Consider the following 24,653-nt stretch of genomic DNA (forward strand, 5'->3'; position numbering starts at 1 on the left):
TGCTTGAGCCTGCGCCGGCGGGGAGAGGAGGTCTGAACGATCTGATGACATTTTTTGGGTACTTACCAAAAGGTGCATACTTGTCGATAGGTGGGTAGGCCGCCAGCTCAGTGCAACCCTAGTGAAGGAGCACATCATGAGCAGACTAGAAGGCAAGACGGCGGTGGTGACAGGCGGCGGAACCGGCATTGGGCTTGGAGCCGCCAAGCGGTTCGTCGATGAGGGCGCGTTCGTCTACATCTTCGGGCGGCGGCAGGAGCCGCTCGACGCTGCCCTTGCGCAGTTGGGGTCCTCGGCGCGCGCCGTCAGGGGCTCGGTGACGGATTTGTCCGACCTCGACCGGCTATACGCAACAGTCAAAGCCGAACGCGGCGGACTCGACATCCTGTTCGCCAATGCCGGGACCGGACTGTTTGCGCCGCTCGGCGAGATCACGCCCGAGCACTACGATCACATCTTCGACGTCAATGTGAAGGGGCTGGTGTTCACGGTGCAGAAGGCCCTGCCGCTGATGCGAAAGGGATCATCGATCATCCTGACCGGTTCGAGCACGGGCGTGATGGGCACGCCGCAATTCAGCATCTACAGTGCGACCAAGGCGGCGATCCGCAACCTTGCGCGCAGCTGGGCGCTGGACCTGCGCGGCACGGGCATCCGCGTCAACGTGCTGTCGCCGGGACCGACCAAGACGGAGCTGGCGCTGGAGGTCGTGGGCGAGGAAGCATTCGATGCACTCGGCAGCTCGACCCCCATCGGGCGTGTCGGCGACCCGAGCGAGACCGGGGCCGTGGCCGCGTTCCTGGCGTCCTCGGACAGCAGCTTCATGACCGGCGGCGAGGTCTTCGTCGATGGAGGCCTTGCGCAGGTCTGAGATCTTGGGTCGGAAGCCTTCCGCTAGATGTCAGGAGGACGGTGCGCTCCCTCTCCCGCTTGCGGGCAGGGCAATCGCATATGGTGTGCACGATGCCGCGGCAGTGGCAGTCGGCTCCCTCTCCCGCTTGCGGGGGAGGGCTGGGGTGGGGGCTGTCTCCGCATTGGGAAAGTCATCGTGTGGAGAAAGCCCCCGCCCGCCGCGCTTCGCGCGTCGACCTCCCCCGCACGCGGGAGAGGTTGCAGCGAGCCAGTGGCGCCTCAGGCGATTCCACCCACAGCCGTTCCGCTCAGATCCCCAACAGCTTCCGCGCGTTGGCCTTCAAGACCTTCGGCCGGATCTCGTCGCGGATGTCGATCTTGGCGAAGTCGGACAGCCAGCGGTCCGGCGTGATCACCGGCCAGTCCGAGCCGAACAGCATCTTGTCCTGCAGGATCGAGTTGATGTAGCGCACCAGGATCGGCGGGAAATATTTCGGCGACCAGCCCGAGAGGTCGATATAGACGTTCGGCTTGTGGGTCGCGACCGACAGCGCCTCCTCCTGCCAGGGGAAGGAGGGATGCGCGAGGATGATCTTGAGGTCGGGGAAATCGGCCGCGACGTCGTCCATGTACATCGGGTTGGAATATTTCAGCCGCATGCCCATGCCGCCGGGCATGCCGGAGCCGACGCCGGTCTGGCCGGTGTGGAACAGCGCGATCGCGCCGCCATTGTTGATCTCTTCATAGAGCGGGTAGGCCATGCGGTCGTTGGCGTAGAAGCCCTGCATGGTCGGGTGGAATTTGAAGCCGCGGACGCCGTATTCCTCGATCAGCTTGCGCGCCTCGCGGGCCCCGAGCTTGCCCTTGTGCGGGTCGATCGAGACGAAGGGGATCAGGACGTCGAGATGCTCGGAGGCGACCTCCAGCATCTCGTAATTGTTGTAGCGGCGGAAGCCGGTCTCGCGCTCGGCATCGACAGGGAAGATCACCGCGGCGATGTTCTTGGAGCGGTAGTAGGCCGCGGTCTCCGGCACGGTCGGTGGATGCTTGTTCGGCGACTTGAAGTACTCGGCCATCTGCGCCTGGAAATCGTCATAGCCATCGTCGGGATGGCAGCCGCAGGGCTCCTCGGCATGAGTGTGGATGTCGATGGCGACGACATCGTCAATGTTCGGCAGCTTCAGCTTCGGCATTGGTTTCCTCCCGACCGGTTGCCAAATTGATTATATGATATAACGAATTTGGCAAGGCATTGCGGCAGGTTATCGGTCGGTAGAACGGGCCGATCCGGCCGCTTCTACTGTGCATGGGGTTGTTTTCACGAATTTGCTGGCCCGAACCGGGGCAGTGAACATTGACATCACCTCCCGCCATGCCTTAAGAACCGCCCCGTCCCGGGCGGTCGGTCCGCCAGCGGGAAAGATCTCATTTTGCCACATTCGCGCGTGCCGAAACGGTAGTGCCGAACACGGCCTTTCGAACGTTCAGGATTCTGCCATGAAGGTCCGTAACTCGCTGAAATCGCTGCGCGGTCGCCATCGCGCCAACCGCCTGGTCCGCCGCAAGGGCCGGGTTTATGTGATCAACAAGGTGCAGCGCCGCTTCAAGGCACGGCAGGGCTGATTCTCGCCCGGCCGGACGCCTTCGCGCGCCCCGCAAGACCACGGCTCACACGAGTTTGACGCCGCCTTTGCTTTGCAAGGGCGGCTTTGCGCGTTTAGACTTTCATCATGGCAGTCAGATTCCCTCATCCGCGTACCCTGTGTCTGGCCCTTGCGCTTGCAGCCGTCGGCTTGGCTCCGGCCCTGGCGCAGCAGGTCGAGCCGCCCGGCAAGCAGAAGAAGCTGCCCGAAGCGCCGGCCAAGCTGCCCAAGGTCGATCGCGGCAAGAATCTCGATTTCCTGTTCGGGGCGCTGAAGGCCGCTCCCGATGAGGCCAGCGCCAAGCATGTCGAGGCGCGGATCTGGGCAATCTGGCTCCAGACCCCGAGCGACACCGCGGCGCTTCTGATGTCACGCGCCAAGACCGCGGTCGATGCGAAGAAGATCGACGTCGCGATCAAGCTGCTGGATTCGGTCATCAAGCTCAGGCCCGATTACATCGAGGCCTGGAATCGGCGGGCGACGCTCTATTACATGCAGAACGACTATGGCCGCTCTCTCGCGGATATCCAGCAAGTGCTGGTCCGGGAGCCGCGCCATTTCGGCGCGCTCGCCGGCCTCGGCATGATCATGCAGGAGGTCGGCGACGAAAAGCGCGCGCTGGACGCCTACCGCAAGGCGCTCGCCGTCAATCCGCACCTCGAAAAGATCCCCGATCAGGTCAAGGCGCTGACCGAGAAGGTCGAAGGTCGCGACATCTAGGGCACGATCCGTAGCGGGAGTGCAGCGGCTTTCCGAAGAAGATCGTGCTCAAGAAATAGGGACAAGTTGATCAACTGCCGAGCGGTTGCGGCGTGTCCGGATTAACCACGATCCGAAGCGAGCCGTCGCGAGGGCTATTGCGGGACCTGCTGCAGGCCTACCTGCAGGGCAGGGAGCACAGCCATGAAGCGTTTGGGAGTAGCAGCCATATTGCTGCTCGCGTCGGGAGCGGTGAGCTTCGCCGACGGATTGTTCTGGGTGGTCGGCAACCGCGCCACCGGAAAATGCAATATCGTGACCAGCAATCCCGTGATCATCGGCGATATCTGGTTCGGCGACGGTCCCTACAAATCCAGGGCCGATGCCAAGCTTGCCCGTTCGACGATCCGCGTCTGTCCCCCGGTCACGTCCGAGGAGGAGAAAGAGGAAGACGGTACGGACTAGTCTGCACTTCGCTCAATGCAGGACGCTGCTGCCGCGCTCGACGAGGCCGCGGTCGGCGGCTGCGGCGTAAGCCTTTGCAAGCTCGGTCTCGAGATGCTCGTTGATCAGGAGCAGAGCCCGCACGGCACCGCGCAAGTCACCATTGCAGCTCGCGACAATTTCGTCGATTGCAGTGTCGTTGGATCTGAAGCTCATTGAAAATTCTCCGGTCAAACCAGGACAAATCCTGCCGGTCTTTCCCGCATCGCCCGAGGTATGCGAGGAGGATCGGCACCTACCCGCGCCTAGATGGCGGAACCGACCATGGCGATTATATGGAAGCGGCGATGACGGCTGCATGAAGCTGGTCCGGGGCTTGCGTGCTCTCCTGGAATATCGTTGATTTTGTTGAATTTTCTCGTTCTGTAATTATGCACATATCCACAGCCCCGGGATTTTCAGTGGAAGCGCGGAAAGCCGGCGGCGAAACTGCCATGCGATCAGACCCGTAGCTGCCCTGTGCCCAGGACCACCCGGATTTTCTCCATGATCGTGATGTCAGTCGTGACGGCGCTGGTCCTGCTGGCACTGGTCACGCAGGCGGGAATCGTCGCCGTGCAACGCGCCTTTCCCCCTCAGGGCCGGATGGTCGAGGTCGACGGCGCGAGGCTTCACGTCGTCGATATCGGTCCCCGCGATTCGGGTCTTCCGATCGTGATGCTGCACGGCGCGAGCTCCAATCTCGAAGCGATGCGACGGCCGCTCGGCGACATCCTCGCCGGGGACCGCCGCGTGATTCTGATCGATCGACCCGGCCATGGCTGGAGCACGCGCGGGCGGCGGCAGGATTCGACGCCGCAAATCCAGGCGCGGATGATCGATGAGGCGCTTCACAAGCTCGGGATCGATCGCGCGGTTTTCGTGGTGCATTCCTGGAGCGGGGCCCTCGGCGCGCGGATCGCGATCGATCATCCGCAGCGCGTTGCCGGTCTCGTCATGCTCGCGCCCGTCACTCATCCCTGGCGCGGCGGTGTCGGCCGCTACAACGAGATCATCGCAACGCCCGTGATCGGCCCGCTGCTCGCCTACACGATCACGCTGCCGCTCGGCTATGTCCTCGCTGAATCCGGCGCGCGCAACGTCTTCCTGCCGCAAACCATGCCGGATGGCTTCGTCAAGGACTCCGCGACGCCGCTATTGCTGCGCCCGCGCGAGTTCATCGCCAATGCCTATGATCTGGTGACTCTGAAAGAGTCGGTCGCCGGGCAAGTCGCGCGCTACGGCGAGATAAAGGCGCCGGTCACGATCGTTGCCGGTGAGCCCGACAAGACGGTGAAAACCAGCATCCACGCGCGCCCGTTCGCCGCAGCGGTGCCCAATGCGAAGCTGATCGTGCTGCCCGACCTCGGCCACATGGTGCAGAACGCCGTGCCGGATCTCGTGAAGGCGGAGATCGAGACGATGTTCGGCAGGATCGTCCCGGCGCAGGCGGCCGCCGATTGAGGCGCTCTCAAGCGAAGTGGATAGCAGTTCGCGTGAAGAAGACGCGTCAGCTCTGGCGGCCGCCTCTTGTGCGCCTACTGCTTGATCTTCCCGTCCTTGTCGTATTGGGCGAGGAAGGCCCAGAGATTGTTGATCTCGGTTTCGTTCTTGATGCCGGCGAACGCCATCTTGGTGCCGGGAATCTTGGCCTTGGGGTCCTTGATATATTCCTTGAACGTGGCCTCATCCCAGGTGATGCCGGAATTCTTGTTCGCGTCCGAGTAATTGTAGTCCGGCGCGGTTCCCGACTTGCGGCCGTTGAGGCCGTTGAGCTCGGGGCCGACCTTGTTCTTGGCGCCTTCGCCGATCGCGTGGCAGGCCAGGCATTTGTTGAACGACGTCTTGCCGGCCGCGACATCCTGCGCCATCGCGGCAGGTGCGGTGGCAATCACGGTGAGGATCGTCAGTGCGCCAAAAGTCAGTTTTGTCATCGGGTGCTCTTCGTCTCTTCCCTGGTGGGTCTGGTCAGTCTCTTGCCTGATCGACAATCGCCGGCCCGCCGCTTTTGGCAGGCCTGCTCGGCTTGGACAAGCCATCAAACCATGACAGGTTTCACGATTTCCTACTTGTCCCAGAGCGAACTCGCGGAACATCGTCGATCCGACTTTCGGATGGCCTACCCAAGCAGACGCGGACGTGATTGATTTGCCGCGACAAATTTGATCGTGAGCGATGAGCCGGAAGGATATGTCATGACCATCATGATGCCTGCGAGCGACCAGGCGGTGCTCGCGCGCCGCGCGGAGATCATTGCTGCGTTGCGCGCAATCGTCCCCGGTGAGGGCGTGATCGACAGCGCAGCCGAGATGCGGGCGTATGAATCCGACGGGCTGACCGCCTACCGCCAGCCGCCGATGGTCGTGGTGCTGCCCGATACGACCGAGCAGGTCTCGCTCGTCCTGAAATATTGTGCTGCGCAAGGCATCAAGGTGGTGCCGCGCGGCTCCGGTACGTCGCTGTCCGGCGGCGCGCTGCCGCTCGAAGACGGCGTGCTGCTGGGGCTCGGCAAGTTCAAGCGTATTCGCGAGATCGATTTCGACAATCGTGTCGTCGTCACCGAGCCCGGCGTCACCAACCTTGCGATCAGCCAGGCGGTCGCGCATGCCGGCTTCTACTATGCGCCCGATCCGTCCTCGCAGATCGCCTGCTCGATCGGCGGCAATGTCGCCGAGAATTCCGGCGGCGTGCATTGCCTGAAATACGGCATGACCACCAACAACGTGCTTGGTTGCGAGATCGTGCTGATGAGCGGCGAGATATTGCGCATCGGCGGCAAGTCGGCGGAGAACGCAGGCTACGATCTGATGGGCGTCATCACCGGCTCGGAAGGCCTGCTCGGCGTCATCACCGAGATCACGGTGCGCATCCTGCAGAAGCCGGAGACGGCGCGCGCGCTGATGGTCGGGTTTGCAGAGGTCGAGGCGGCCGGCGAATGCGTGGCGCGCATCATCGGTGCCGGCATCATTCCGGGCGGCATGGAGATGATGGACAAGCCCGCGATCCACGCCGCCGAGGCCTTCGTCCATGCCGGCTATCCGCTCGACGTCGAGGCGCTTCTGATCATCGAGCTCGACGGTCCCAAGATCGAGGTCGACGAGCTGATCACGCGGGTCGAGACCATCGCCAATGCCTGCGGCTCGACCACGTGCCAGATCTCGACCTCGGAGGCCGAGCGCAATTTGTTCTGGGCCGGCCGCAAGGCCGCGTTTCCGGCGGTGGGCCGCATCTCGCCGGACTATCTCTGCATGGACGGCACGATCCCGCGCGGCGCGCTGCCGAAGGCGCTGGCGCGCATCCGCGAGCTCTCGGAGAAGTACCAGCTCGGCTGCGCCAACGTCTTCCATGCCGGCGACGGCAATCTGCACCCCTTGATTCTCTACGATGCCAACAAGCCCGGCGAGATCGAGCGTGCCGAAGCGTTCGGGGCCGACATCCTGCGCGCCTGCGTCGAGTTCGGCGGCGTGCTCACCGGCGAGCACGGCGTCGGCATCGAGAAGCGCGACCTCATGCCCGAGATGTTTTCCGAGATCGACCTCAACCAGCAGCAGCGGCTGAAATGCGCCTTCGATGCGCAGGGCCTGCTCAATCCCGGAAAGGTGTTTCCGACCCTGCACCGCTGCGCCGAGCTTGGCCGCATGCATGTCCATGCGGGCAAGCTGGCGTTCCCGGATATTCCGCGGTTCTAGGTCCGCAGTGACGGTGCACCCTCTCCCCCTGCGGGGAGAGGCCGACGCGCGTAGCGCGGCGGGTCAGCGACTATCTCTCCGCGCCACCTTCTCCCACAACAAGGGAAGAAGGAAGAAGAGCCCTCACAGCAATCCGTATTGCGCCCGCTCGCGCTTCGCCAGGAGCGGCAGGGCTTCACCGGCGATGAAGGCCTTGAAATGCGCACTCTCCTGATGCGCCTTGAAAGCGGCCTCGTCGCGGAACAATTCGTAGAACAGGAACTGGGCCGGATTGTCCTTGCCGCGCGAGATCAGGAACAGCTTGACGCCGTCCTCGCGCTGCGCGTCCGGCAGGAAGCGGTCGAGAATCCCTGCGACCTTGTCGGCCTCGCCGGGCTTTGCCTCCCATTGCGCGACGACGAGCAAGCCGCCGCCGTCGACGGCGTCGCTGAGGGATTTCTGCGTGGCATAATGGTTCATGGGTCTTCCTCCTCGCTGCAGGACTTCAGTCTCGATCGCGATCGGTGTGAGCTTGTAGCGAGCGCCGGTCCGATTTGGTTCGCCGGTCATCGAAGTGTCGATGTCGTGAACGCTTCGATGATGACCGAAACGTTGCGGAGGTCCGGTGGAGGTCCCGAGCGCGCCGGCCATGGGCGTCCGGCGTCACGCCCCATTTGATTTTGGCGGCGAATTTCGCTACCGCCTTTTCCCGTGGACACGCTTAAAGTCAGAGACGCCAAGGACGTTGAAGAGGTGGTGCGCGCGGCGATTGCCAATGAGCAGCCGCTCGAGATCATCGGCCATGGCTCCAAGCGCAGCATTGGCCACGCGATGGCGACCAACGCCGTGCTCGACGTCTCCGCGCTGAACGCCGTCACCTCCTACGAGCCCAACGAGCTGATCATCACCCTCCAGGCCGGGGCGCCGGTCGGCGACGTGCTGTCCCTGATCGATGCCAAGAACCAGCAATTCGCCTTCGAGCCTGTCAACACCGCGCCCCTGCTCGGCACACCGGCCGTCGGCACCATCGGCGGCATGATCGCGGCCGGGCTCGCCGGGCCGCGGCGCATCCGGGCGGGCGGGGCGCGCGACCATCTGCTCGGGGCGCACGCCGTCTCGGGTTTCGGCGACAGCTTCAAGACCGGCGGCAAGGTGGTGAAGAACGTCACCGGCTACGACCTCTGCAAGCTGCTGGCGGGGTCCTGGGGCACGCTGTCGGTGATGACGGAGGTCACGCTCAAGGTCATGCCGAAGCCGGAAGCCGAGCGGACGCTGCTGCTGCGCGGGCTGGAGGATGCCGCCGCCAACAAGGCCATGACCGCGGCGCTTGGCTCGCCCTTCGATGTCTCCGGTGCCGCGCATCTGCCGAAATCGGCATCCCGGGCCGGGACCGAGGGGATTGGCGACATCGCAGGCCAGGGGGAGGCGCTGACCGTGCTGCGGCTCGAGGGCATCACCGCCTCCGCCGCGCACCGCGCCGGATCGCTGCGCGAATTGCTGGCGCCGTTCGGAACCGCGACGCTAGTCGAGGATGGGGCATCTGCGGCGCTGTGGGCCGCGATCCGCGATGTGCTGCCGTTTGCGGCCGGCGGCGCGCGCGGCGCCTGGCCGGTGTGGCGGATCGTCTGTCCGCCGGCCTCGGGCGCGGCACTCGGCACGCAATTGGTACGCGAGACCGGGGGCGATTTGATCTACGACTGGGGCGGCGGGCTGATCTGGGCGGCAGTGCCACCGAAGCCGGACGCGCATGCCCCGGCCGTGCGCGGGCGTACGAACGCGGTCGGTGGCCACGCCACGCTGATCCGGGCGGCCGAGGATGTCAGGCGCACGATCGACGTGTTCCAGCCGCAAGAGCCCGGCATTGCCGCGCTGAGCGAGAGGGTGCGTGCCAGCTTCGATCCGAAGACCATTCTCAACCGGGGACGCCTGACGCGAGGCGCTGCGTCATGAAGACCGAATTCTCGCTCGCGCAACTCGCCGACCCCGACATCGCGGAAGCCGACAAGATCCTGCGTGCCTGCGTCCATTGCGGCTTCTGCACCGCAACCTGTCCGACCTATGTGCTGCTCGGCGACGAGCTCGATAGCCCGCGCGGCCGCATCTACCTGATCAAGGAGATGCTGGAGAAGGACCAGGCGCCGACGGCCGAGGTGGTCAAGCATATCGACCGCTGCCTGTCGTGCCTTGCCTGCATGACGACCTGCCCCTCGGGCGTGAACTACATGCACCTCGTCGACCAGGCCCGGGTCAGGATCGAGCAGCGCTATCAGCGGCCGCTGCCCGAGCGGCTGCTGCGTCAGGTGCTGGCCTTCGTCCTGCCGGACCCGCAGCGCTTCCGCATCAGCATGTGGCTGGCGCGGCTGGCGCGTCCGCTGAGCGTCCTGCTGCCGACGCCCCGGCCTTCGGCGACGCCCGGATTGGTCCAGCGCATCAAGGCGATGCTGGCGCTGGCGCCGAACCAATTGCCGCCGGCCGGGCCCGCCGCGGGCAGCGTATTCGCGGCGCTGGGCAAGAAGCGCGGGCGTGTAGCGCTCCTCCAGGGCTGCGCCCAGCAGGTGCTGGCGCCACGCATCAACCAGGCCGCCATCAGCCTCCTCACCCGTCACGGCATCGAGGTGGTCCTTGTCCGGGACGAGCAGTGCTGTGGCGCGCTGACCCATCACCTTGGCAACGACCGGGATGCGCTGGCGCGAGCTCGCGCCAACGTCGCGGCGTGGCGCAAGGAAGCGGCCGGCGAGGGGCTCGACGCCATCCTGGTGACGACCTCCGGCTGCGGCACGGTCGTGAAGGACTATGGCTATCTCCTGCGCGAGGACTCCGCGTTCGCGGCCGATGCGGCGAAGGTGTCGGCGCTCGCCAAGGACATCACCGAATACGTCGCCGGCCTCGAACTCGCGGCGACTGCGAGACAGGACGACATCGTCGTCGCCTATCACTCCGCGTGTTCGTTGCAGCACGGGCAGAAAATCACGGGCCTTCCGAAAGAATTGCTTTCCAAGAATGGATTCGTGGTGAAAGATGTGCCCGAGAGTCATTTGTGTTGCGGTTCGGCGGGGACCTACAACATTCTCCAGCCCGAGCTTGCGGGCCGGTTGCGCGACCGCAAGGTCGCCAACATCGCAAGCGTCAAGCCGGACATGATTGCCGCGGGCAATATCGGCTGCATGGTGCAGATTGCCAGTGGCACGTCAGTTCCGGTCGTACACACGATTGAGCTTCTCGATTGGGCTACGGGCGGGTCGCGGCCGACATCGAATGCACAAGCTTGAGCTTTCAAGGGCTCGAGCTTTTGTCCGAAGGTGACGGCAGAACGACGCCCGATCGACCATTGTTCGGCGGCAACAGGAGGACCACGATGGCGAAAGCGAAGAAGAAGAAAAGCAAGAAGGCCAAGAAAGCGAAGAAGGCCGTAGCAGCGAGGAAGACCGCAAAGAAGGCAGCCAAGAAGTCCGCAAGAAAGTCTGCCAAAAAGACTGCGAAGAAAACTGCAAAGAAAGCTGCGAAGAAGTCTGCCAAGAAGGCAGCCCCGAAGAAAGCCGCCAAGAAAGCCGCCAAGAAGGCTGCAGCGAAGTCGGCCAAGAAGGCCGCTCCCAAGAAGGCCGCAAAGAAAGCGGCACCGAAGAAGGCGAAGGCAGCTCCTGCTCCGAAGCCGTCGGCACCGGTGGAAGCTCCGGCTCCCGAGCCTGCCTCCGAGACAAGCTGGGCGATGCCTTCGTCTTCTGCGGAACCCGCGCCGGCAGAGGGGCAGGGGTAAGCCCGGCCGCTCCCTGGCTCTTGAAGCGATCTGCAATCAGAAGGGCCGCGGCGCCGGGCGCTGCGGCCTTTTTGCATCGTCGCAAGCTGATTCAGTCTCAGCCGTTTGCCGCGCCTGTCTGATTCGTGGCCTGGGCGTCACCCAGCCGAAGACCCCCGGACTTACACGGGCTTCCTGTGCACTTTGGAATGAGAAAAATGTGATCGAGAAGCAACACAGGCGGACAACCTTTCGTGAATTGGTCAAAACGCCTAAAAAGTCGGCAGATGCCCGCGCTTTTTGCTTCACGGTTTCTATCCGCCAATCCAGATTGTCGCAGTAATGAATTTGCAATCAGGTCGAGCGCCCCGGGGGGCTTCCGGGATCCGACTGGGGTTTAAGAACTGGTGATGGGGATCGAAATGAAAAAAGTGGCTTTGTTGGCAACGGCGCTGGCATTGATGACGACGGGTTCGGCTTTTGCGGCAGACTTGCGCGTCAAGGCGCTGAAGGCCCCGCCGCCCCCGGCCTTCGATCCGTGGGATGTCGCTTTCGGTGCCGGTATCACGAACGATTACATCTTCCGTGGTATTACCCAGTCGAACCACAACCCGTCGGTCACGGCCTATTTCGAGCCGCGCTACAACGTCAACAAGGACCTCCAGCTCTATATCGGTACGGCCGCTGCGAGCATCTCGTTCCCGAACCGCGCTGCGGCAGAAGTCGACATCTACGGCGGTATCCGCCCGACCTTCGGCATGTTCGCCTTCGACTTCGGTGTCTGGGGCTACCTCTATCCGGGCGGAAGCTGCTTCGGTTCGCAGGGCACCCTCGCGCAGGGCAATTGCGGTACCTCCCTGGATAACTCCCAGGGCGCGATCGGCCTTCCGATCAACGGCAACTTCGCCAAGAAGGACGCGAGCTTCTTCGAAGCCTATGCCAAGCTGAACGTCGCCATCAACGACCAGTGGACGGTCGGCTTCAACGAGTACTATTCGCCGAACTTCCTGAACCTCGGCGCCTGGGGCAACTACGCCTCGGTCACGGCCAAGTGGACTGCGCCGAGCACGACTTTCGGCGCCAGTGGCGTCGGCATGTATGTGTCGGGTGAGTTCGGCCGCCAGTGGCTCGGCACGTCCGACATCTTCTACGGCATCGCAGGCGATCCGGTCTACGCGAACGGCATCAAGGAGCCGAGCTACAACACCTGGAACGTCGGTGTCGGCTTCACCTACAAGGTGTTCACGCTCGATCTGCGCTACTATGATACCGATCTGTCGAAGGGTGACTGCAACGCCTTTACCAGTGACTTCTCCGCCACCAACTCGAGCCCCGGCTTCGTCACCCCGATCAACGGTGGTGCGAACGCAGCCACGGCTTTCGGCTCTAACTGGTGTAGCGCTGCTGGCGTCGCCAAGCTCTCCGTCGACCTGACGGCGATGACCAACCTGAAGTAAGTTTCTTTCCGAGACGACTTGGCAAGGGCGGCAGGACAACCTGCCGCCCTTTTGCTTTGGGGCTCGTGAGAAGGATGCTCGACCGCTGAGCGAGAGTGCGAAGGGTGGGGCTGAAGACCGGCGCTGACGCCTCGCACTCCGTGATTGCGCTTGCAGTGTTGATTTATGGATGTGAACCGCATCTCGTCCTCGTGCCCCGGACGCAACGCAGCGCTTCCCCGGCGATGCGAAGCATCGTCCGGTTCAGCGGTGCGCTGCAGAGCCGGGGGCCCATCCTCCTGAAGTACGACACCTGGGTCCCGACTCTGCGCCTCAACGCGCCGCGCTCGGCTCGGCTGCAGCCCGTTCGCCGCCGAGAACGTGGATCGTACCGTCCTTCACCAGCGCCACCTTGCGCGTGTGGAAGGCGTCGAGCGTCGAGCGGTGGCCGATCGAGACGATGGTGGCGTGCGGCAGCTTCTCCGTCAGCAGGCGGTAGAGCCGAGCCTCGGAGGGTTCGTCGAGCGACGCCGTGGCCTCGTCCAGGAACAGATAGTCCGGGACATGCAACAGCGCGCGCGCAAGCCCCAGGCGCTGCTGCTCGCCGAGCGACAGCATCCGGTTCCAGTGGCCGTCCTCCCCCAGCCGCTCGGCAAGGTCGGGCAGCCCGACGGCGATCAGTGCATCGCGGACTTGCGCGGCGCCGAACGCGCTGGGCGCTGCCGGATAGACAACGGCATCGTGCAACATGCCGACCGGAAAATAGGGCCGCTGCGGCAGCATCATCAGCTTTGCCTTCTCGGGGATGACAACCGTCCCGGTACCGAACGGCCAAATGCCGGCGATGGCCCGGAACAGCGTGGACTTGCCGGAGCCGGACGGTCCGGTCACCAACACGCGCTCTGACGTCTCGATGGTGAAGGCCTTGGCGGCAACCAGCGGCGTGCCGTTGGGCAGGTTCACGCAGAGCTGCTCGAGGTCGATATGGCGGCCGCCGCCGGCGACCTCCAGCGCGATGGCAGGCTCATGTGCCGGCAGGTTCGCGGCTGAATCGACGGACATCTCGAAGCCATCGAGCCGCGCAACGATCGAGCGCCACTCCGCCAGAGACCGGTAGGCCGTGACGAAGAACGACAGCGCGCCCTGCACGCTGGAGAAGGCGGATGCGGTCTGCATCATGTCGCCGAGCTGAATCTTCTTGGCGAAGAAGGCCGGCGCCACCAGTACGTATGGAAAGATCACTGCGGCCTGCTGATAGCTGGCCGTGAACGCGGTGAGGCGTTTGGTCCGGCTCATGATGGCGTACCAGTTGGCGATCACGAAGCCGAAGCGATCGAGCAGGCGGGCCCGTTCGGCGCCTTCACCCCTGAGCAGCGCGATCTGCTCGGAATTCTCGCGGACACGGACGAGATTGAAGCGGAAGTCGGCCTCGTAGCGCTGCTGCTCGAAATTGAGGTTGACCAGCGGCGCACCGATCCAGTGCGTCAGCAGGGTGCCGAAGATCGCGTAGATCAGCGCGCCCCAGCACAGATAGCCGGGGATCATGAGATCGGTGCCGAACAGGTGTAGCGGCGCGGCGTTGGATAGGCCCCAAAGGATGATGACGAATGAGAACAGCGTCACGATCGACGAGAGCAGGCCGAGCCCGATGGTCAGGGTCTGCTCGACGAAATTCTTGACGTCCTCGGTGATGCGCTGGTCCGGGTTATCGGCCGCATCGCCCTTGAGCTGCATGCGGTAATGCGTGGCGCTCCGGAGCCATTCGCCGAGATAATGCCGGGTGAGCCATTGCCGCCAGCGAATCTGCAGCCACTGGTTCAGGTAGAGCTTGTAGACAGCCAGCGCGATATAGGTGGACGCGAGCGCGACGAAGATCCAGATCTCCCTGACGAAGGTGTCCCAGTCGCTGTTCTGGAGCGCGCTGTAGAACCGGTTCTGCCACTGGTTGACGAGCACGTCGATCGCGACCAGTGCCAGCTCCATCGCGACCACGGCGGCGAGCAGGCCGCGGCCGGCCCATTTGTCTTCCGATCGGAAATAAGGGACGGCGATTCGCCAGACGATCGCGAGCGTGGCGCTGATGTTCTTCACAGAGCAGGGTCTCCTCGGGAGATGTGCATAACGGCCCAGAGCCAAACACTTGAGGCGATGGCGGAAACGGGCGCGCTTAGACTAAAGTTGCAAGATCTGCAATTTGCGTTGGATTGTCGCAGCCCACAACCCTAGCATGGGGTTCGATGGCGCGGGGCAGGGTGGTTCGGGATTTCGCGAGCTTGTGAGCGGACGGGAACCGCCTGCATTCGCGAGGAATTGGCGTCCAGCCCGGGGTTATCACTTTCAGCGTCAAGCAGGACGGCTCTCCACGCGGGCCGCCTGCCGCAACATGCGTGGGGAGAAAGTCCATGTGGAATCAGATCTATGATCCTCTCAACAGCCCGGTGCTGTCGACCATCGCGGCGGCGGTGCCGGTCGTCACGCTGCTGATCCTCATCGCCAGCGGCCGCGTCCAGGCGCATATCGCAGCCGTCATCGCCGTGATCGTGACCAACCTGATCACGATCTTCGTCTTCACCATGCCCGCGAACATGTCGATCCGCGCCTCGGTGCTGGGCATCGTCACCGGGTTCTTCCCCATCGGCTGGATCGTCCTCAACGTCATCTTCCTCTACCAGGTGACGGTGAGCACCGGCCGCTTCGAATTGCTCAAGCGCGCCATCGGCGGCGTCACCGAGGACCGGCGGCTGCAATTGCTGCTGATCGCGTTCTCGTTCGGGGCGTTCTTCGAGGGCGCCTCCGGCTTCGGCACGCCGGTCGCGATCACCGGCGCGGTGCTGATCGGGCTCGGCTTCTCGCCGCTCGCAGCCTCCGGCCTGTCGCTGATCGCCAACACCGCACCGGTCGCCTATGGCGCGCTGGGCACGCCGATCCAGGGCCTCGCTTCGGTCACTGGCTTCGATCCCTACATCCTGGGCGCGATGGTCGGCCGGCAATTGCCGTTCTTCTCGCTGATCGTGCCGTTCTGGGTGGTGTGGGCGTTCGCCGGATGGAAAGGCATGAAGGACGTCTGGCCGGCGATCCTCGTCACCGGCATATCGTTTGCCGTCCCGCAATTCGTGATTTCGAACTACATCAATCCCTGGATCGTCGACATCGGCGCCTCGCTGATCTCGATGGGGGCGCTGATCCTGTTCTTGAAGGTGTGGCAACCGAAGCAGCTTTGGCTGTCGCCGGCGCTGCGGGGCCACGATGAATCGGCCTCGACCATGGCGGCGGCAAGGCCGCTCGACAAGACGCCGCTGACGCAGGCCGAGCTCTTCAATGCGCTTCTTCCCTGGATCATCGTCTGCGTCGTGATGCTGATCTGGGGCAACGGCGCCTTCAAGGGCTGGGCGAACTCGATCTTCGTCTGGAACTATCCCGTGCCCGAGCTGCACCAGATGATCAACAAGATGCCGCCCGTCGCTCCAGGGCCGACGAAAGAGGCTGCGGTGTTCAGCTTCACATACCTGTCGTTCACCGGCACGGGCATGCTGCTTGCCGCGATCATCTCCGGCGTCCTGATGGGCGTCGCTCCCGGCCGGCTCGTGGCCGAGTATGGCCGCACCATACGTCTGTGCGCGATCTCGCTGATCACGATCTCGGCCATGCTCGCGATCGGCACCTTGACGCGTCTGTCCGGCGTCGACGCAACGCTGGGTCTCGCCTTTGCCGCGACCGGTGTGCTCTATCCCTTCTTCGGCACGCTGCTCGGCTGGCTCGGCGTGGCGCTGACGGGATCGGATACATCGTCCAATATCCTGTTCGGCAACCTCCAGAAGATCACCTCCGAGCAACTCGGCCTGTCGCCGATCCTGATGGCCGCGGCGAACTCCTCCGGCGGCGTGATGGGCAAGATGATCGATGCCCAGTCGATCGTGGTCGCCTCCACCGCGACCAACTGGTACGGGCATGAGGGCACCATCCTGCGCTTCGTGTTCTGGCACTCGATCGTGCTGGCGTGCCTCGTCGGTGTGCTCGTGACGTTGCAGGCCTATGTCTGGCCGTTCACGGCGATGGTCCTGAAATAGCCGCCGGCGTCTCGTTCGAGGCAAATCCCCGCGAGGTTCGCCTCGCGGGGATTTTTTGCATCCGGGCGAACCTTCTCAATGGCAGCGCCATCTTATAGAAGGTGCCGCAAATCAGGTCGGTCGAGAGGTCTCATGGTTTCGCTCATGCGATTGGTGTGTGCGGCAGTTGCAATGCTCGCGATGTCCACGCTCGCGCGTGCCGAGGACGGTTTCCCGTTCGGCACCGAGATGACGCTCGAAGCATTGCCGCAGCCCGGCTCGAAGCGGATTCCGAACATCGAGATCGGCGACCATGGCGAAGTCGTGCTGGAACTCTGGTGCAAGGGCGGCACGGGCCAGTTCTCGGTTGCCGGCAACACCGTGATCTTCGTTCCCGGCCAGATCCAGGACCGTTCCTGTCCGCCGGCGAAGGCGCAGGCCGACGACGAGCTCGTGGCCGCCCTCGGCAGCGTCGAAACCTGGAGGCGACAGGGCGACGTGCTGACGCTGATCGGCCCCAAGCCGCTGCACTTCAGGACGACGGGGAACTAGGTCTCTCGAACGTTGCTCTCTTGTCCCGGACAAGGCGCGTCGCGCAAGCGATGCGCCGCAGAGCCGGGATCCAGCTTCCTATCCGCGACTTCGCTTGTGGCCTCTGGGCCTGTTCTCTGCAGCGCATCACTGATGTGCTGCGCTGCGTCCGGGGCACGAGAAGCCTACTTCCACTCCGATTTGTCGGCGTCCCAGCGCTGGCCCTTCAGCTCCTTGGCAAGTGCCTCGATCGAGCCGTTGTCGTCAGGCAGATCGCCTTCTTCGTCCAGGCTCGCGTCGTCGGACAGATTGAGCTTGGCACCGCTGCTCTCGTCGGCGGTCGTGGTCGCGGGGCTGCCGATCCAGAGCATGAGCTTGTCGGTCGTGCCGGGCTTGTCCGGCGAGACGAGCCCTGCGACCTCGATCGTGTCGGTGAGATCGAGCGCCGGATAATCCTGGTTCGGCCGCTTGAACACCAGCTTGAGCTTGCCGGTCGCGGGGTTGAAGTTCTGCGAGACCGGCTTTGCCGCGAGTGTCCTGCTCAGCACGCTCGCCACCGCGGTCGCGAGCTTGCCCTTGTTGATCTTGTCGCCCTCGCGCCAGTCCGCGGCGGGGAAGCGGATGGCGCGGTCCATCTCGACCATGCCCGCGGTCCAGCCCGCGGCCGTGACGCCCGGCATCGCCTTGAATTTCGACAGCAGCGCGCCGGCGCGCTCGGGATCGACCGACATGTTGATGGTCTGCTCGCCTGCGCGCAGGGCGTCGCAGCCGACGGTGAGGCTGGCCAGCGTCACCTCGACCTCCTGGCCCTTCAAACCCTTCAGGAAGTCGGTCGCCGCGTCGAGCTTGACCTTGACTGCGATCGCTTCCGGCGAGACGTCGGTGAAATCCTTCGGCTGCGGCGTGATGCCGTCGTCGGAGGTCTGGTTGTCCAGAAATTCCCTTTCACTGAGATCGGAATTGTCGGATGAAGTGACCTCGGTCACCGCCTGGCCGATCGCGATCTGGCCGCGGAATTCGAACGTGTCGACGGACTGTTTGCGCGTCAGCTTGACGCTGACCGGCGACTTCTCACTGATGCTCTGCGTCGTTCCCGTGAGCGCCTGGCCGGCGACATGGAGATTGACGACGAAGCGGTCCTTGCGGTCGGAGCTTTTCGCGATCGGGTAGCAGACGTCGAGCACCGCCGCGGTGACCGTCTTGCCCTGGCGCGTCTCCTTCAGGATCACGTCGGCATTGCCGTCCATCAGCCCGTCGATCGAGGTGAAATAGCGCGTCTCGATGCCGCCCGGCGCCGTCGCCTTCGGCGACAGCTTCATCTGGGCGGAGGCGAACTCGGGCGAGACGGCGAGCAGAGCCGCCAGAAGGGCAATCGAACAAACCGGAAGCGCGCGCATCGACGAAGACCTCGGGCAACGGGCATGATCCGGAAAAGTGTGAAGCGGTTTTCCGAGAGGATCATGCCCAGACAGTTAGAATCGGCGCCACCGTAGTGGTTTTTGGCTGCCGGTTGAATTGGAAAGCGGAGAGGCAGGGTCGGCAAAAAAGAAGGCCGCCCGGAGGCGGCCTTCGCAATACTGCAATGGAACGGAGCCTAGAAGCCACCCATGCCGCCGCCGGCCGGCATGGCCGGCGCAGCTTCCTTCTTCGGCAGCTCGGCGACCATGGCTTCGGTGGTCACCAGCAGGCCCGCCACGGAGGAGGCGTCCTGGAGCGCGGTGCGCACCACCTTGGCGGGATCGATGATGCCCTTCTCGACCATGTCGACATAGTCCTCGGTCTGGGCGTCGAAGCCGAAGGTCTCGGACTTGTTCTCCAGGATCTTGCCGACGACGATCGAGCCTTCCACGCCCGCGTTCTCGGAGATCTGGCGGATCGGGGCTTCCAGTGCCTTCAGCACGATGTTGATGCCGGCCTGGACGTCGTCATTGGCGTTGGTGAGACGGCCCACCGCCTTCTTGGCGCGGAGCAGCGCGACGCCGCCGCCGGGGACGATGCCTTCCTGCACCGCAGCGCGGGTGGCATTGAGCGCGTCCTCGACGCGGTCCTTCTTCTCCTTGACCTCGATCTCGGTGGCGCCGCCGACGCGGATCACCGCGACGCCGCCGGCAAGCTTGGCGAGGCGCTCCTGGAGCTTCTCACGGTCGTAGTCCGAGGTGGTCTCCTCGATCTGGGCCTTGATCTGGCCGACGCGCGCCTCGATGTCGGGCTTCTTGCCGGCACCCTTGACGATCGTGGTGTTCTCCTTGTCGATCACCACCTTGCCCGCGCGTCCAAGCATCTTCACCGTGACGTTCTCGAGCTTGATGCCGAGTTCCTCGGAGATGAGCTGGCCGCCGGTGAGGATCGCGATGTCCTCCAGCATGGCCTTGCGGCGGTCACCGAAGCCCGGCGCCTTGACGGCCGCGACCTTGAGGCCGCCACGCAGGCGGTTGACGACCAGGGTAGCCAGCGCCTCGCCCTCGACGTCCTCGGCGATGATGACGAGCGGCTTGCCCGACTGCACCACGGCTTCCAGCACCGGCAGCATGGCCTGCAGGCCCGAGAGCTTCTTCTCGTGCAGGAGGATGTAGGCATCCTCGAGCTCGGCGGTCATCTTCTCGGCGTTGGTGACGAAGTAGGGGCTGAGATAGCCGCGGTCGAACTTCATGCCTTCGACGATGTCGACCTCGGTGTCGAGCGACTTGTTCTCCTCGACGGTGATGACGCCCTCGTTGCCGACCTTCTGCATCGCCTGGGCGATCATCTTGCCGATGGCGGCGTCACCGTTGGCCGAGATGGTGCCGACCTGGGCGACCTCGGAGGAGGCGGCGACCGGCTTGGCGCGCTTCTCGATGTCCTTGACCACGGCGGCGACCGCGGTGTCGATGCCGCGCTTGAGGTCCATCGGGTTCATGCCGGCGGCAACCGCCTTGGCGCCTTCGCGCACGATGGCCTGGGCCAGCACGGTCGCGGTGGTGGTGCCGTCGCCGGCGGTGTCGTTGGTCTTCGAGGCGACCTCGCGCAGCATCTGGGCGCCCATGTTCTCGAACTTGTCCTCGAGCTCGATCTCCTTGGCGACGGTGACGCCGTCCTTGGTGATGCGGGGCGCGCCGAACGACTTCTCGATGACGACGTTGCGGCCCTTCGGGCCGAGCGTCACCTTGACGGCGTTGGCGAGAATGTCGACGCCGCGCAGCATGCGGTCGCGCGCGTCTCCGGAAAACTTGACGTCTTTGGCAGCCATGTCTGCAATCCCTCGTGTTTCGTGATGTGTCTTGTTCGTGCTGTTTCCTGCCGCGCTCTCTCCGTCTTACCGGGCTTGTCCGGCCTTCACGGCCGTAGCCGCTTCGGCGGGGCAAGCCCGGGCATGACGATGGAGCATTCAGCGGCCGTTCAGGCAGATGGCCTTAGGCCAGCACGCCCATGATGTCCGACTCCTTCATGATCAGGAGCTCTTCGTTGTCGATCTTGACCTCGGTGCCCGACCACTTGCCGAACAGCACGCGGTCGCCGACCTTGAGGTCGATCGGGATCAGCTTGCCGGTCTCGTCGCGGCCGCCGGGCCCGACGGCGACGACCTCGCCCTGTGACGGCTTCTCCTTGGCGGTGTCGGGAATGATGATGCCGCCCTTGGTCTTTTCCTCGGCGTCGATACGTTTGACCACGACACGGTCATGCAGCGGACGAAATTTGGATTTAGCCATGACGTTTCCCTTTGGAGGCTCGCTTCGGAAGGAGTGGAAGTCGGTGGGGCGGCGCGTCCGTCCACCCTCTCCCCGAGAGACCGAACGGCGCGCTTAGCAATCGGGCTTTCCGAGTGCTAATAGTGCGCCCGGAAATATGGCTTGGCCGCGATCCTGTCAAGCAAAGGTGGTTAAGCGATTGTTGAGGCGGATATAGGATGGTGGCATTGGAAACTTGTTCGGGGCGCCGGCGTACAGCAGGACGTCATTGCTCCGGCAGCGGTTTTGCGCTTGGCTGCGGGAGGGGTGCGGCCGTCGTCTTGTTCGGGGGAATGCCATGATCAGTTCAGCTCACGCGCGCACGGTTGCCAATCTGGCGGCAGCCTCCTGTCTGGCGCTGTTGCTGGGCGCCTGCGGCGGCGGCATGAGCCTGCCGTCCTTCTCGTCGTCCTCTCCGCCGCCCGAAGCCGAACCCGGCACAGCGCCGGAAATGCCCGCCACCATCCGCGCGGACGAGATCGTCGGCCGCTGGGGTCTCGCCTCGTTCCAGAACCCGGCCGACCGCGCCCGCACCGAGGCTGCCGCCCGGGCGCAGTGCAAGAACCCCTATGTGATCACCGCGGGCTCCTCCGGCGGCGTGATCATGCATCTCGCCGACCAGGCGACGCCGCAGGAACTGCGGCTGAAGGGCTCGCCGAGCGGCAAGAACTACATAGGACCGGCGGGGCCGACCCCTGGTGAGCAGGATCGCGAGATCATCTCCTTCGACGGCCGCGTCCTGATCACCCGCTTCATCGACAAGGACGCCGCCACCCGCTACGGCAACATGGTCTACGTCCGCTGCGCGCCGCGGGCGTAGTTGCTCCGTCATTCCGGGGCGGTCCGCAGGACCGAACCCGGTATCTCGAGATTCCGGGTTCACGCTTTGCGTGCCCCGGAATGACGAGGTGAAACAGAATCTGAAAACAAAAGAAGCCGGCTTGCGCCGGCGTTTTGTTTTTCCGTATCCCGCGTCCGCTCAGTCGAACAGCGCGTCGATGTCGTCCTGCGAGGCATGGCCGACGTCGCCGGCGAGCTTCGGGCCGTTGAGGAGCTTCTCGTCGTCGCTGCGGTTGTCGACATGCGCGGGGACATGGGCCTTGATGGCGTCGACGCCGCCCCAGATGTCCATCATCGCATTGATGTGCTGCTCGATGAACTTCATCGTGGTCATGACCTTGCTGATGCGCTGGCCGGTCAGGTCCTGGAAGTTGCAGGCCTCGAAGATCGAGATGACACGTTCCTGGATGTCGTCGGCCAGCCGCTTCTGCTGATCGGCCGAGTCCACCTTGGACATCGCGCTGGCGGCCTGGTCGATCGATTCAGCGGCTTCGAGGATCTGCTGGGTCGCCTGCTCGGTGCCGCCGACCACCGCGCCGAGCTCGCCATTGACCTTGGCCATCTCGCCGCCGTCGAAGCTCTTGCCGTGCAGCGTCGCGATCTCGCGCTTGGTGCGGTCGATGGCGTCGTGGATGAGGTCGAGCTCGACCTTCAGCTTCTCGCACTGCTCGATCTGCGCCCGGTAGGTATCGAGCATGGTGCGCGCTTCGGCCAGCTCGTGGGCCGTCGAGGCGTCGATCGCCGCCATGGCTGCGCTGCCGGACAGTGGGGCGGTGCCCTTCGCCATCTGTGCGCGGATCGCGCGCAGCTCGGCCATGATCTCGCTATGCATCGGGGGGGCCTCTTCAACTACATCTGAAATGGGCATCTCGCCACCGACGATATCCTCGACACGAAAACGTTTGCGGTGAACAGCCATCAGGAAACTCCCCCACCTCATTCACGCGTCTTTGTAGGCACAAGCGATTTAACACGAAGTTCACAGCGGGAACTGCCAGGCGGCCGCGGGCGACGCTGGGCGAAGAAGCGATTAACCATGGACGCGCGGCGTTCATGGAAAATAAACGCTGATCGTCAAATTGCGCCGCCACTCGCGACGTGGTGAATCCAAACGGCCGATGCGTTTACCAAACGAAACGGCTTTTGCTCTTTATTGACCACGTCGCGGGCGCCGATCAGCCAGGCAGCTTCCGCGACGCATGTGATCTAGACGAAACAGTACAGAGTACGTCGATGTTCAAGAAAATGTCTGTCGCGCTGCTCGGCAGCGCTTGCACCTTCATGGCCGGCACCAACGGCGCCGGCGCCTTCGACAACAGCGTTCCGAACGATCCGCCCGCGGTGCTCTACGCGCCGCAGGTGCCTCCGGCGCCGGTGCGCGTCGCGTCCAATTCGAACATGGGCGGCGGCTTCATCGAGTTCCTGTTCGGCGACGGTCCCGGCCGCGGTCCGGCCTACGCGCCGCAGCAGCCGGTGTATCAGCAGCAGCCGGCCTATTACGATCAGCGCCGGCTGCCGCCTATGGGCGAGCCGCAGATGCAAGGCGCAGCTCTCCAGCAGGAGGCGATCGATCCGCGGCAGCGTCCGTTCGATCCGAAATTCGAGAAACAGCTCGTTGACTATAACGGGAAGGAAAGTCCCGGCACGATCGTCGTCGATACGCCGAACAAGTTCCTCTATCTCGTCGAGGGCAACGGCAGGGCGATGCGCTACGGCATCGGCGTCGGCCGTCCCGGCTTCACCTGGTCCGGCGTGAAATCGATCACCGCCAAGCGCGAATGGCCGGACTGGACGCCGCCGGCGGAAATGCTCGCGCGCCGTCCCGATCTGCCCCGGCACATGGAAGGCGGTCCGGAAAATCCGCTTGGCGCCCGCGCGATGTATCTCGGCTCCACGCTCTACCGCATTCACGGCTCCAACGAGCCCTGGACCATCGGCACCAACGTCTCCTCCGGTTGCATCCGCATGCGCAACGAGGACGTCATCGACCTCTACGGCCGCGTCAATGTCGGCACCAAGGTCGTGGTGATGTGATCGTCGTTACCCTCTCCACTTGTTGCAGGGAGAAGGAAGAGCCTCCGGGCAAGACACATCTCATGAAAACGGCCGCCTCATCGGCGGCCGTTCGCTTGCATGCGTAGTAGATCGGCGTCACGCGTAATCGCTGCCGCCGTCGTCTCCGTCGCCGAAATCGCTGTCGTCGGCCATGTCCATGTTGTCGTCGCGATTGTCGTCGTAGTTCTGATCGTTGTTGTCGCGATCGTTCGAGGCCTGGTCCAAGAAGCCCTGGCGGGAATCCTGGCTTGAGCCAATGTCGTTGAGGCCGGCATCGCGCGACAGCGATCCGCCCGACTGGTCGCCGCCGCCCCAGGGGCTGCGGTCGCCCAAGGCGTTGGTGTCGCCGAAGGCCTGCTGATGCGATCCACCCATCATGCCGCGGATGCTCGAGAGCAGCAGCGAGCCGCCGACGACGCCGGCCGCGGCCGCGGCCGCCGTGCCGAGGAACGAGCCGCCGCCACCACCCGCGGGCGGGACACCATAACCTTGTCCCGGCCCTTGCACCGGTCCTTGGCCGTAAGCCTGTCCATAAGGTGGCTGGCCGTAGCCCGGCTGCGTCTGCTGCATCGCCTGGCCGGTGTTCCAGACCGGTCGCTGCTCACGCGGCGGCACGTTCGGAACCGAGCCGCGCGAGGGGCTGCCGCCGAACAGCGAGTCGCGCATGGTGTCGAGGAAGCCACCGGACTGGGCGGGCTCGGGCGCCTGGGCGGCCTCCAGCTCCTGGATGCGATTATGAGCGCGCTTCAGCGCTTCGTCCTGCAGCAGCGTGGTCTGCACCAGCGCATAGACGGCGCCGGGCGCCTTGCGCAGACCGTCGGAGATCGCGGCGACCGCATCGGGATCGCGCGGTGCATTTTCCAGCTTTGAAAGCCGGTCGAAAAGGTCGTCGACGAGCTGGCGTTCCTGCGGCGTCATGATCTGTCTCCTTTGCGCAAAATCAAGCGCGCAGGAGATGTAGGG

The 24,653-nt window shown here is 64.2% G+C and carries 24 protein-coding genes; 14 read left to right on the forward strand and 10 right to left on the reverse strand.

Annotated elements, in window-relative coordinates; translation table 11 throughout:
- Nucleotides 1–136: 136 nt before the first annotated feature.
- Nucleotides 137–871 carry an SDR family NAD(P)-dependent oxidoreductase gene (locus XH96_RS05835; RefSeq protein WP_194391448.1) on the forward strand — a complete coding sequence of 245 codons (735 nt, stop codon included), beginning with the start codon at nt 137–139 and terminating at the stop codon, nt 869–871.
- A gap of 289 nt (nt 872–1,160) precedes the next feature.
- On the opposite strand, the gene XH96_RS05840 is transcribed toward XH96_RS05835, so the two are convergent.
- Nucleotides 1,161–2,045 (reverse strand): amidohydrolase family protein, encoded by an 885-nt coding sequence (locus tag XH96_RS05840; RefSeq protein WP_028180449.1) that lies wholly within the window; start codon nt 2,043–2,045, stop codon nt 1,161–1,163.
- A 304-nt stretch (nt 2,046–2,349) separates the two neighbouring features.
- On the opposite strand from XH96_RS05840, the gene ykgO reads away from it, so the two are divergent.
- The 3 genes from ykgO (at nt 2,350) to XH96_RS05855 (ending at nt 3,659) form a co-directional block, all read left to right on the forward strand.
- A complete protein-coding gene (ykgO, locus tag XH96_RS05845; RefSeq protein ID WP_006611362.1) occupies nt 2,350–2,475 on the forward strand; it encodes a type B 50S ribosomal protein L36 in 126 nt (41 codons plus the stop codon).
- A gap of 107 nt (nt 2,476–2,582) precedes the next feature.
- Complete coding sequence (locus tag XH96_RS05850; protein ID WP_194391449.1) at nt 2,583–3,215, forward strand: tetratricopeptide repeat protein; 633 nt, start codon at nt 2,583–2,585, stop codon at nt 3,213–3,215.
- A 183-nt stretch (nt 3,216–3,398) separates the two neighbouring features.
- Nucleotides 3,399–3,659 carry a hypothetical protein gene (locus XH96_RS05855; RefSeq protein WP_194391450.1) on the forward strand — a complete coding sequence of 87 codons (261 nt, stop codon included), beginning with the start codon at nt 3,399–3,401 and terminating at the stop codon, nt 3,657–3,659.
- Nucleotides 3,660–3,671: 12 nt separating this feature from the next.
- Here XH96_RS05855 and XH96_RS05860 read toward each other — a convergent pair whose 3' ends face one another.
- Entirely contained in the window at nt 3,672–3,854 is a 183-nt protein-coding gene (locus tag XH96_RS05860) for a hypothetical protein (RefSeq protein WP_028180446.1), read from the reverse strand.
- A 330-nt stretch (nt 3,855–4,184) separates the two neighbouring features.
- Between XH96_RS05860 and XH96_RS05865 the strand changes: the two genes are divergently transcribed.
- The gene (locus XH96_RS05865) at nt 4,185–5,141 is read left to right on the forward strand and encodes an alpha/beta fold hydrolase (RefSeq protein WP_194391451.1); all 957 of its coding nucleotides are present in this window, start codon (nt 4,185–4,187) and stop codon (nt 5,139–5,141) included.
- Between the two features lie 74 nt (nt 5,142–5,215).
- Here XH96_RS05865 and cycA read toward each other — a convergent pair whose 3' ends face one another.
- Complete coding sequence (gene cycA, locus XH96_RS05870; RefSeq protein ID WP_028182288.1) at nt 5,216–5,611, reverse strand: cytochrome c-550 CycA; 396 nt, start codon at nt 5,609–5,611, stop codon at nt 5,216–5,218.
- Between the two features lie 261 nt (nt 5,612–5,872).
- Here cycA and XH96_RS05875 point away from each other — a divergent pair, with 261 nt between their 5' ends.
- Nucleotides 5,873–7,366 carry an FAD-linked oxidase C-terminal domain-containing protein gene (locus XH96_RS05875; protein WP_035673981.1) on the forward strand — a complete coding sequence of 498 codons (1,494 nt, stop codon included), beginning with the start codon at nt 5,873–5,875 and terminating at the stop codon, nt 7,364–7,366.
- A gap of 123 nt (nt 7,367–7,489) precedes the next feature.
- On the opposite strand, the gene XH96_RS05880 is transcribed toward XH96_RS05875, so the two are convergent.
- Entirely contained in the window at nt 7,490–7,825 is a 336-nt protein-coding gene (locus tag XH96_RS05880; protein ID WP_194391452.1) for a putative quinol monooxygenase, read from the reverse strand.
- Nucleotides 7,826–8,056: 231 nt separating this feature from the next.
- On the opposite strand from XH96_RS05880, the gene XH96_RS05885 reads away from it, so the two are divergent.
- From XH96_RS05885 to XH96_RS05900, 4 genes are all read left to right on the forward strand, one after another.
- The gene (locus tag XH96_RS05885) at nt 8,057–9,295 is read left to right on the forward strand and encodes an FAD-binding protein (RefSeq protein WP_194391453.1); all 1,239 of its coding nucleotides are present in this window, start codon (nt 8,057–8,059) and stop codon (nt 9,293–9,295) included.
- Complete coding sequence (glcF, locus tag XH96_RS05890) at nt 9,292–10,614, forward strand: glycolate oxidase subunit GlcF (RefSeq protein WP_194391454.1); 1,323 nt, start codon at nt 9,292–9,294, stop codon at nt 10,612–10,614. The genes XH96_RS05885 and glcF overlap by 4 nt, the downstream gene beginning before the upstream one ends.
- Nucleotides 10,615–10,700: 86 nt before the next feature.
- The gene (locus tag XH96_RS05895) at nt 10,701–11,099 is read left to right on the forward strand and encodes a histone (RefSeq protein WP_194391455.1); all 399 of its coding nucleotides are present in this window, start codon (nt 10,701–10,703) and stop codon (nt 11,097–11,099) included.
- Between the two features lie 401 nt (nt 11,100–11,500).
- The gene (locus XH96_RS05900) at nt 11,501–12,535 is read left to right on the forward strand and encodes a TorF family putative porin (RefSeq protein ID WP_194391456.1); all 1,035 of its coding nucleotides are present in this window, start codon (nt 11,501–11,503) and stop codon (nt 12,533–12,535) included.
- Nucleotides 12,536–12,847: 312 nt separating this feature from the next.
- On the opposite strand, the gene XH96_RS05905 is transcribed toward XH96_RS05900, so the two are convergent.
- Nucleotides 12,848–14,605, reverse strand: coding sequence for an ABC transporter ATP-binding protein/permease (locus XH96_RS05905; protein WP_194391457.1), 1,758 nt, complete (start codon nt 14,603–14,605; stop codon nt 12,848–12,850).
- Between the two features lie 311 nt (nt 14,606–14,916).
- On the opposite strand from XH96_RS05905, the gene XH96_RS05910 reads away from it, so the two are divergent.
- Together XH96_RS05910 and XH96_RS05915 are read left to right on the forward strand one after the other, a co-directional pair.
- Nucleotides 14,917–16,581, forward strand: coding sequence for an L-lactate permease (locus tag XH96_RS05910; protein WP_194391458.1), 1,665 nt, complete (start codon nt 14,917–14,919; stop codon nt 16,579–16,581).
- Between the two features lie 132 nt (nt 16,582–16,713).
- Complete coding sequence (locus XH96_RS05915; protein WP_194391459.1) at nt 16,714–17,112, forward strand: META domain-containing protein; 399 nt, start codon at nt 16,714–16,716, stop codon at nt 17,110–17,112.
- A gap of 164 nt (nt 17,113–17,276) precedes the next feature.
- Here XH96_RS05915 and XH96_RS05920 read toward each other — a convergent pair whose 3' ends face one another.
- The 3 genes from XH96_RS05920 to groES all read right to left on the reverse strand — a co-directional run bounded on the left by XH96_RS05920 (nt 17,277) and on the right by groES (nt 20,777).
- Entirely contained in the window at nt 17,277–18,488 is a 1,212-nt protein-coding gene (locus tag XH96_RS05920) for a hypothetical protein (protein WP_194391460.1), read from the reverse strand.
- Nucleotides 18,489–18,685: 197 nt separating this feature from the next.
- Nucleotides 18,686–20,317, reverse strand: a complete 1,632-nt coding sequence (gene groL, locus XH96_RS05925) for a chaperonin GroEL (RefSeq protein ID WP_028179556.1) — start codon at nt 20,315–20,317, stop codon at nt 18,686–18,688.
- 163 nt (nt 20,318–20,480) lie between these two features.
- Entirely contained in the window at nt 20,481–20,777 is a 297-nt protein-coding gene (gene groES / locus XH96_RS05930) for a co-chaperone GroES (RefSeq protein WP_025033779.1), read from the reverse strand.
- Between the two features lie 316 nt (nt 20,778–21,093).
- Between groES and XH96_RS05935 the strand changes: the two genes are divergently transcribed.
- Nucleotides 21,094–21,615 (forward strand): hypothetical protein, encoded by a 522-nt coding sequence (locus tag XH96_RS05935; RefSeq protein WP_061879002.1) that lies wholly within the window; start codon nt 21,094–21,096, stop codon nt 21,613–21,615.
- Between the two features lie 159 nt (nt 21,616–21,774).
- Here XH96_RS05935 and XH96_RS05940 read toward each other — a convergent pair whose 3' ends face one another.
- The gene (locus tag XH96_RS05940) at nt 21,775–22,554 is read right to left on the reverse strand and encodes a protein phosphatase CheZ (protein ID WP_194391461.1); all 780 of its coding nucleotides are present in this window, start codon (nt 22,552–22,554) and stop codon (nt 21,775–21,777) included.
- 314 nt (nt 22,555–22,868) lie between these two features.
- On the opposite strand from XH96_RS05940, the gene XH96_RS05945 reads away from it, so the two are divergent.
- Nucleotides 22,869–23,669 carry a L,D-transpeptidase gene (locus tag XH96_RS05945; protein WP_194391462.1) on the forward strand — a complete coding sequence of 267 codons (801 nt, stop codon included), beginning with the start codon at nt 22,869–22,871 and terminating at the stop codon, nt 23,667–23,669.
- A 117-nt stretch (nt 23,670–23,786) separates the two neighbouring features.
- Here XH96_RS05945 and XH96_RS05950 read toward each other — a convergent pair whose 3' ends face one another.
- Complete coding sequence (locus tag XH96_RS05950; protein ID WP_194391463.1) at nt 23,787–24,608, reverse strand: DUF2076 domain-containing protein; 822 nt, start codon at nt 24,606–24,608, stop codon at nt 23,787–23,789.
- Between the last annotated feature and the right edge of the window lie 45 nt (nt 24,609–24,653).

The sequence above is a fragment of the Bradyrhizobium sp. CCBAU 51765 genome (genome assembly GCF_015291725.1).
Classification (GTDB): domain Bacteria; phylum Pseudomonadota; class Alphaproteobacteria; order Rhizobiales; family Xanthobacteraceae; genus Bradyrhizobium; species Bradyrhizobium liaoningense.

Coding starts and splice junctions, on each gene's coding strand:
- XH96_RS05835 (WP_194391448.1), top strand. CDS start 137: ATGAGCAGACTAGAAGGCAAGACGGCGGTGGTGACAGGCGGCGGAACC.
- XH96_RS05840 (WP_028180449.1), bottom strand. CDS start 2,045: ATGCCGAAGCTGAAGCTGCCGAACATTGACGATGTCGTCGCCATCGAC.
- ykgO (WP_006611362.1), top strand. CDS start 2,350: ATGAAGGTCCGTAACTCGCTGAAATCGCTGCGCGGTCGCCATCGCGCC.
- XH96_RS05850 (WP_194391449.1), top strand. CDS start 2,583: ATGGCAGTCAGATTCCCTCATCCGCGTACCCTGTGTCTGGCCCTTGCG.
- XH96_RS05855 (WP_194391450.1), top strand. CDS start 3,399: ATGAAGCGTTTGGGAGTAGCAGCCATATTGCTGCTCGCGTCGGGAGCG.
- XH96_RS05860 (WP_028180446.1), bottom strand. CDS start 3,854: ATGAGCTTCAGATCCAACGACACTGCAATCGACGAAATTGTCGCGAGC.
- XH96_RS05865 (WP_194391451.1), top strand. CDS start 4,185: ATGATCGTGATGTCAGTCGTGACGGCGCTGGTCCTGCTGGCACTGGTC.
- cycA (WP_028182288.1), bottom strand. CDS start 5,611: ATGACAAAACTGACTTTTGGCGCACTGACGATCCTCACCGTGATTGCC.
- XH96_RS05875 (WP_035673981.1), top strand. CDS start 5,873: ATGACCATCATGATGCCTGCGAGCGACCAGGCGGTGCTCGCGCGCCGC.
- XH96_RS05880 (WP_194391452.1), bottom strand. CDS start 7,825: ATGAACCATTATGCCACGCAGAAATCCCTCAGCGACGCCGTCGACGGC.
- glcF (WP_194391454.1), top strand. CDS start 9,292: ATGAAGACCGAATTCTCGCTCGCGCAACTCGCCGACCCCGACATCGCG.
- XH96_RS05895 (WP_194391455.1), top strand. CDS start 10,701: ATGGCGAAAGCGAAGAAGAAGAAAAGCAAGAAGGCCAAGAAAGCGAAG.
- XH96_RS05900 (WP_194391456.1), top strand. CDS start 11,501: ATGAAAAAAGTGGCTTTGTTGGCAACGGCGCTGGCATTGATGACGACG.
- XH96_RS05910 (WP_194391458.1), top strand. CDS start 14,917: ATGTGGAATCAGATCTATGATCCTCTCAACAGCCCGGTGCTGTCGACC.
- XH96_RS05915 (WP_194391459.1), top strand. CDS start 16,714: ATGGTTTCGCTCATGCGATTGGTGTGTGCGGCAGTTGCAATGCTCGCG.
- XH96_RS05920 (WP_194391460.1), bottom strand. CDS start 18,488: ATGCGCGCGCTTCCGGTTTGTTCGATTGCCCTTCTGGCGGCTCTGCTC.
- groL (WP_028179556.1), bottom strand. CDS start 20,317: ATGGCTGCCAAAGACGTCAAGTTTTCCGGAGACGCGCGCGACCGCATG.
- groES (WP_025033779.1), bottom strand. CDS start 20,777: ATGGCTAAATCCAAATTTCGTCCGCTGCATGACCGTGTCGTGGTCAAA.
- XH96_RS05935 (WP_061879002.1), top strand. CDS start 21,094: ATGATCAGTTCAGCTCACGCGCGCACGGTTGCCAATCTGGCGGCAGCC.
- XH96_RS05940 (WP_194391461.1), bottom strand. CDS start 22,554: ATGGCTGTTCACCGCAAACGTTTTCGTGTCGAGGATATCGTCGGTGGC.
- XH96_RS05945 (WP_194391462.1), top strand. CDS start 22,869: ATGTTCAAGAAAATGTCTGTCGCGCTGCTCGGCAGCGCTTGCACCTTC.
- XH96_RS05950 (WP_194391463.1), bottom strand. CDS start 24,608: ATGACGCCGCAGGAACGCCAGCTCGTCGACGACCTTTTCGACCGGCTT.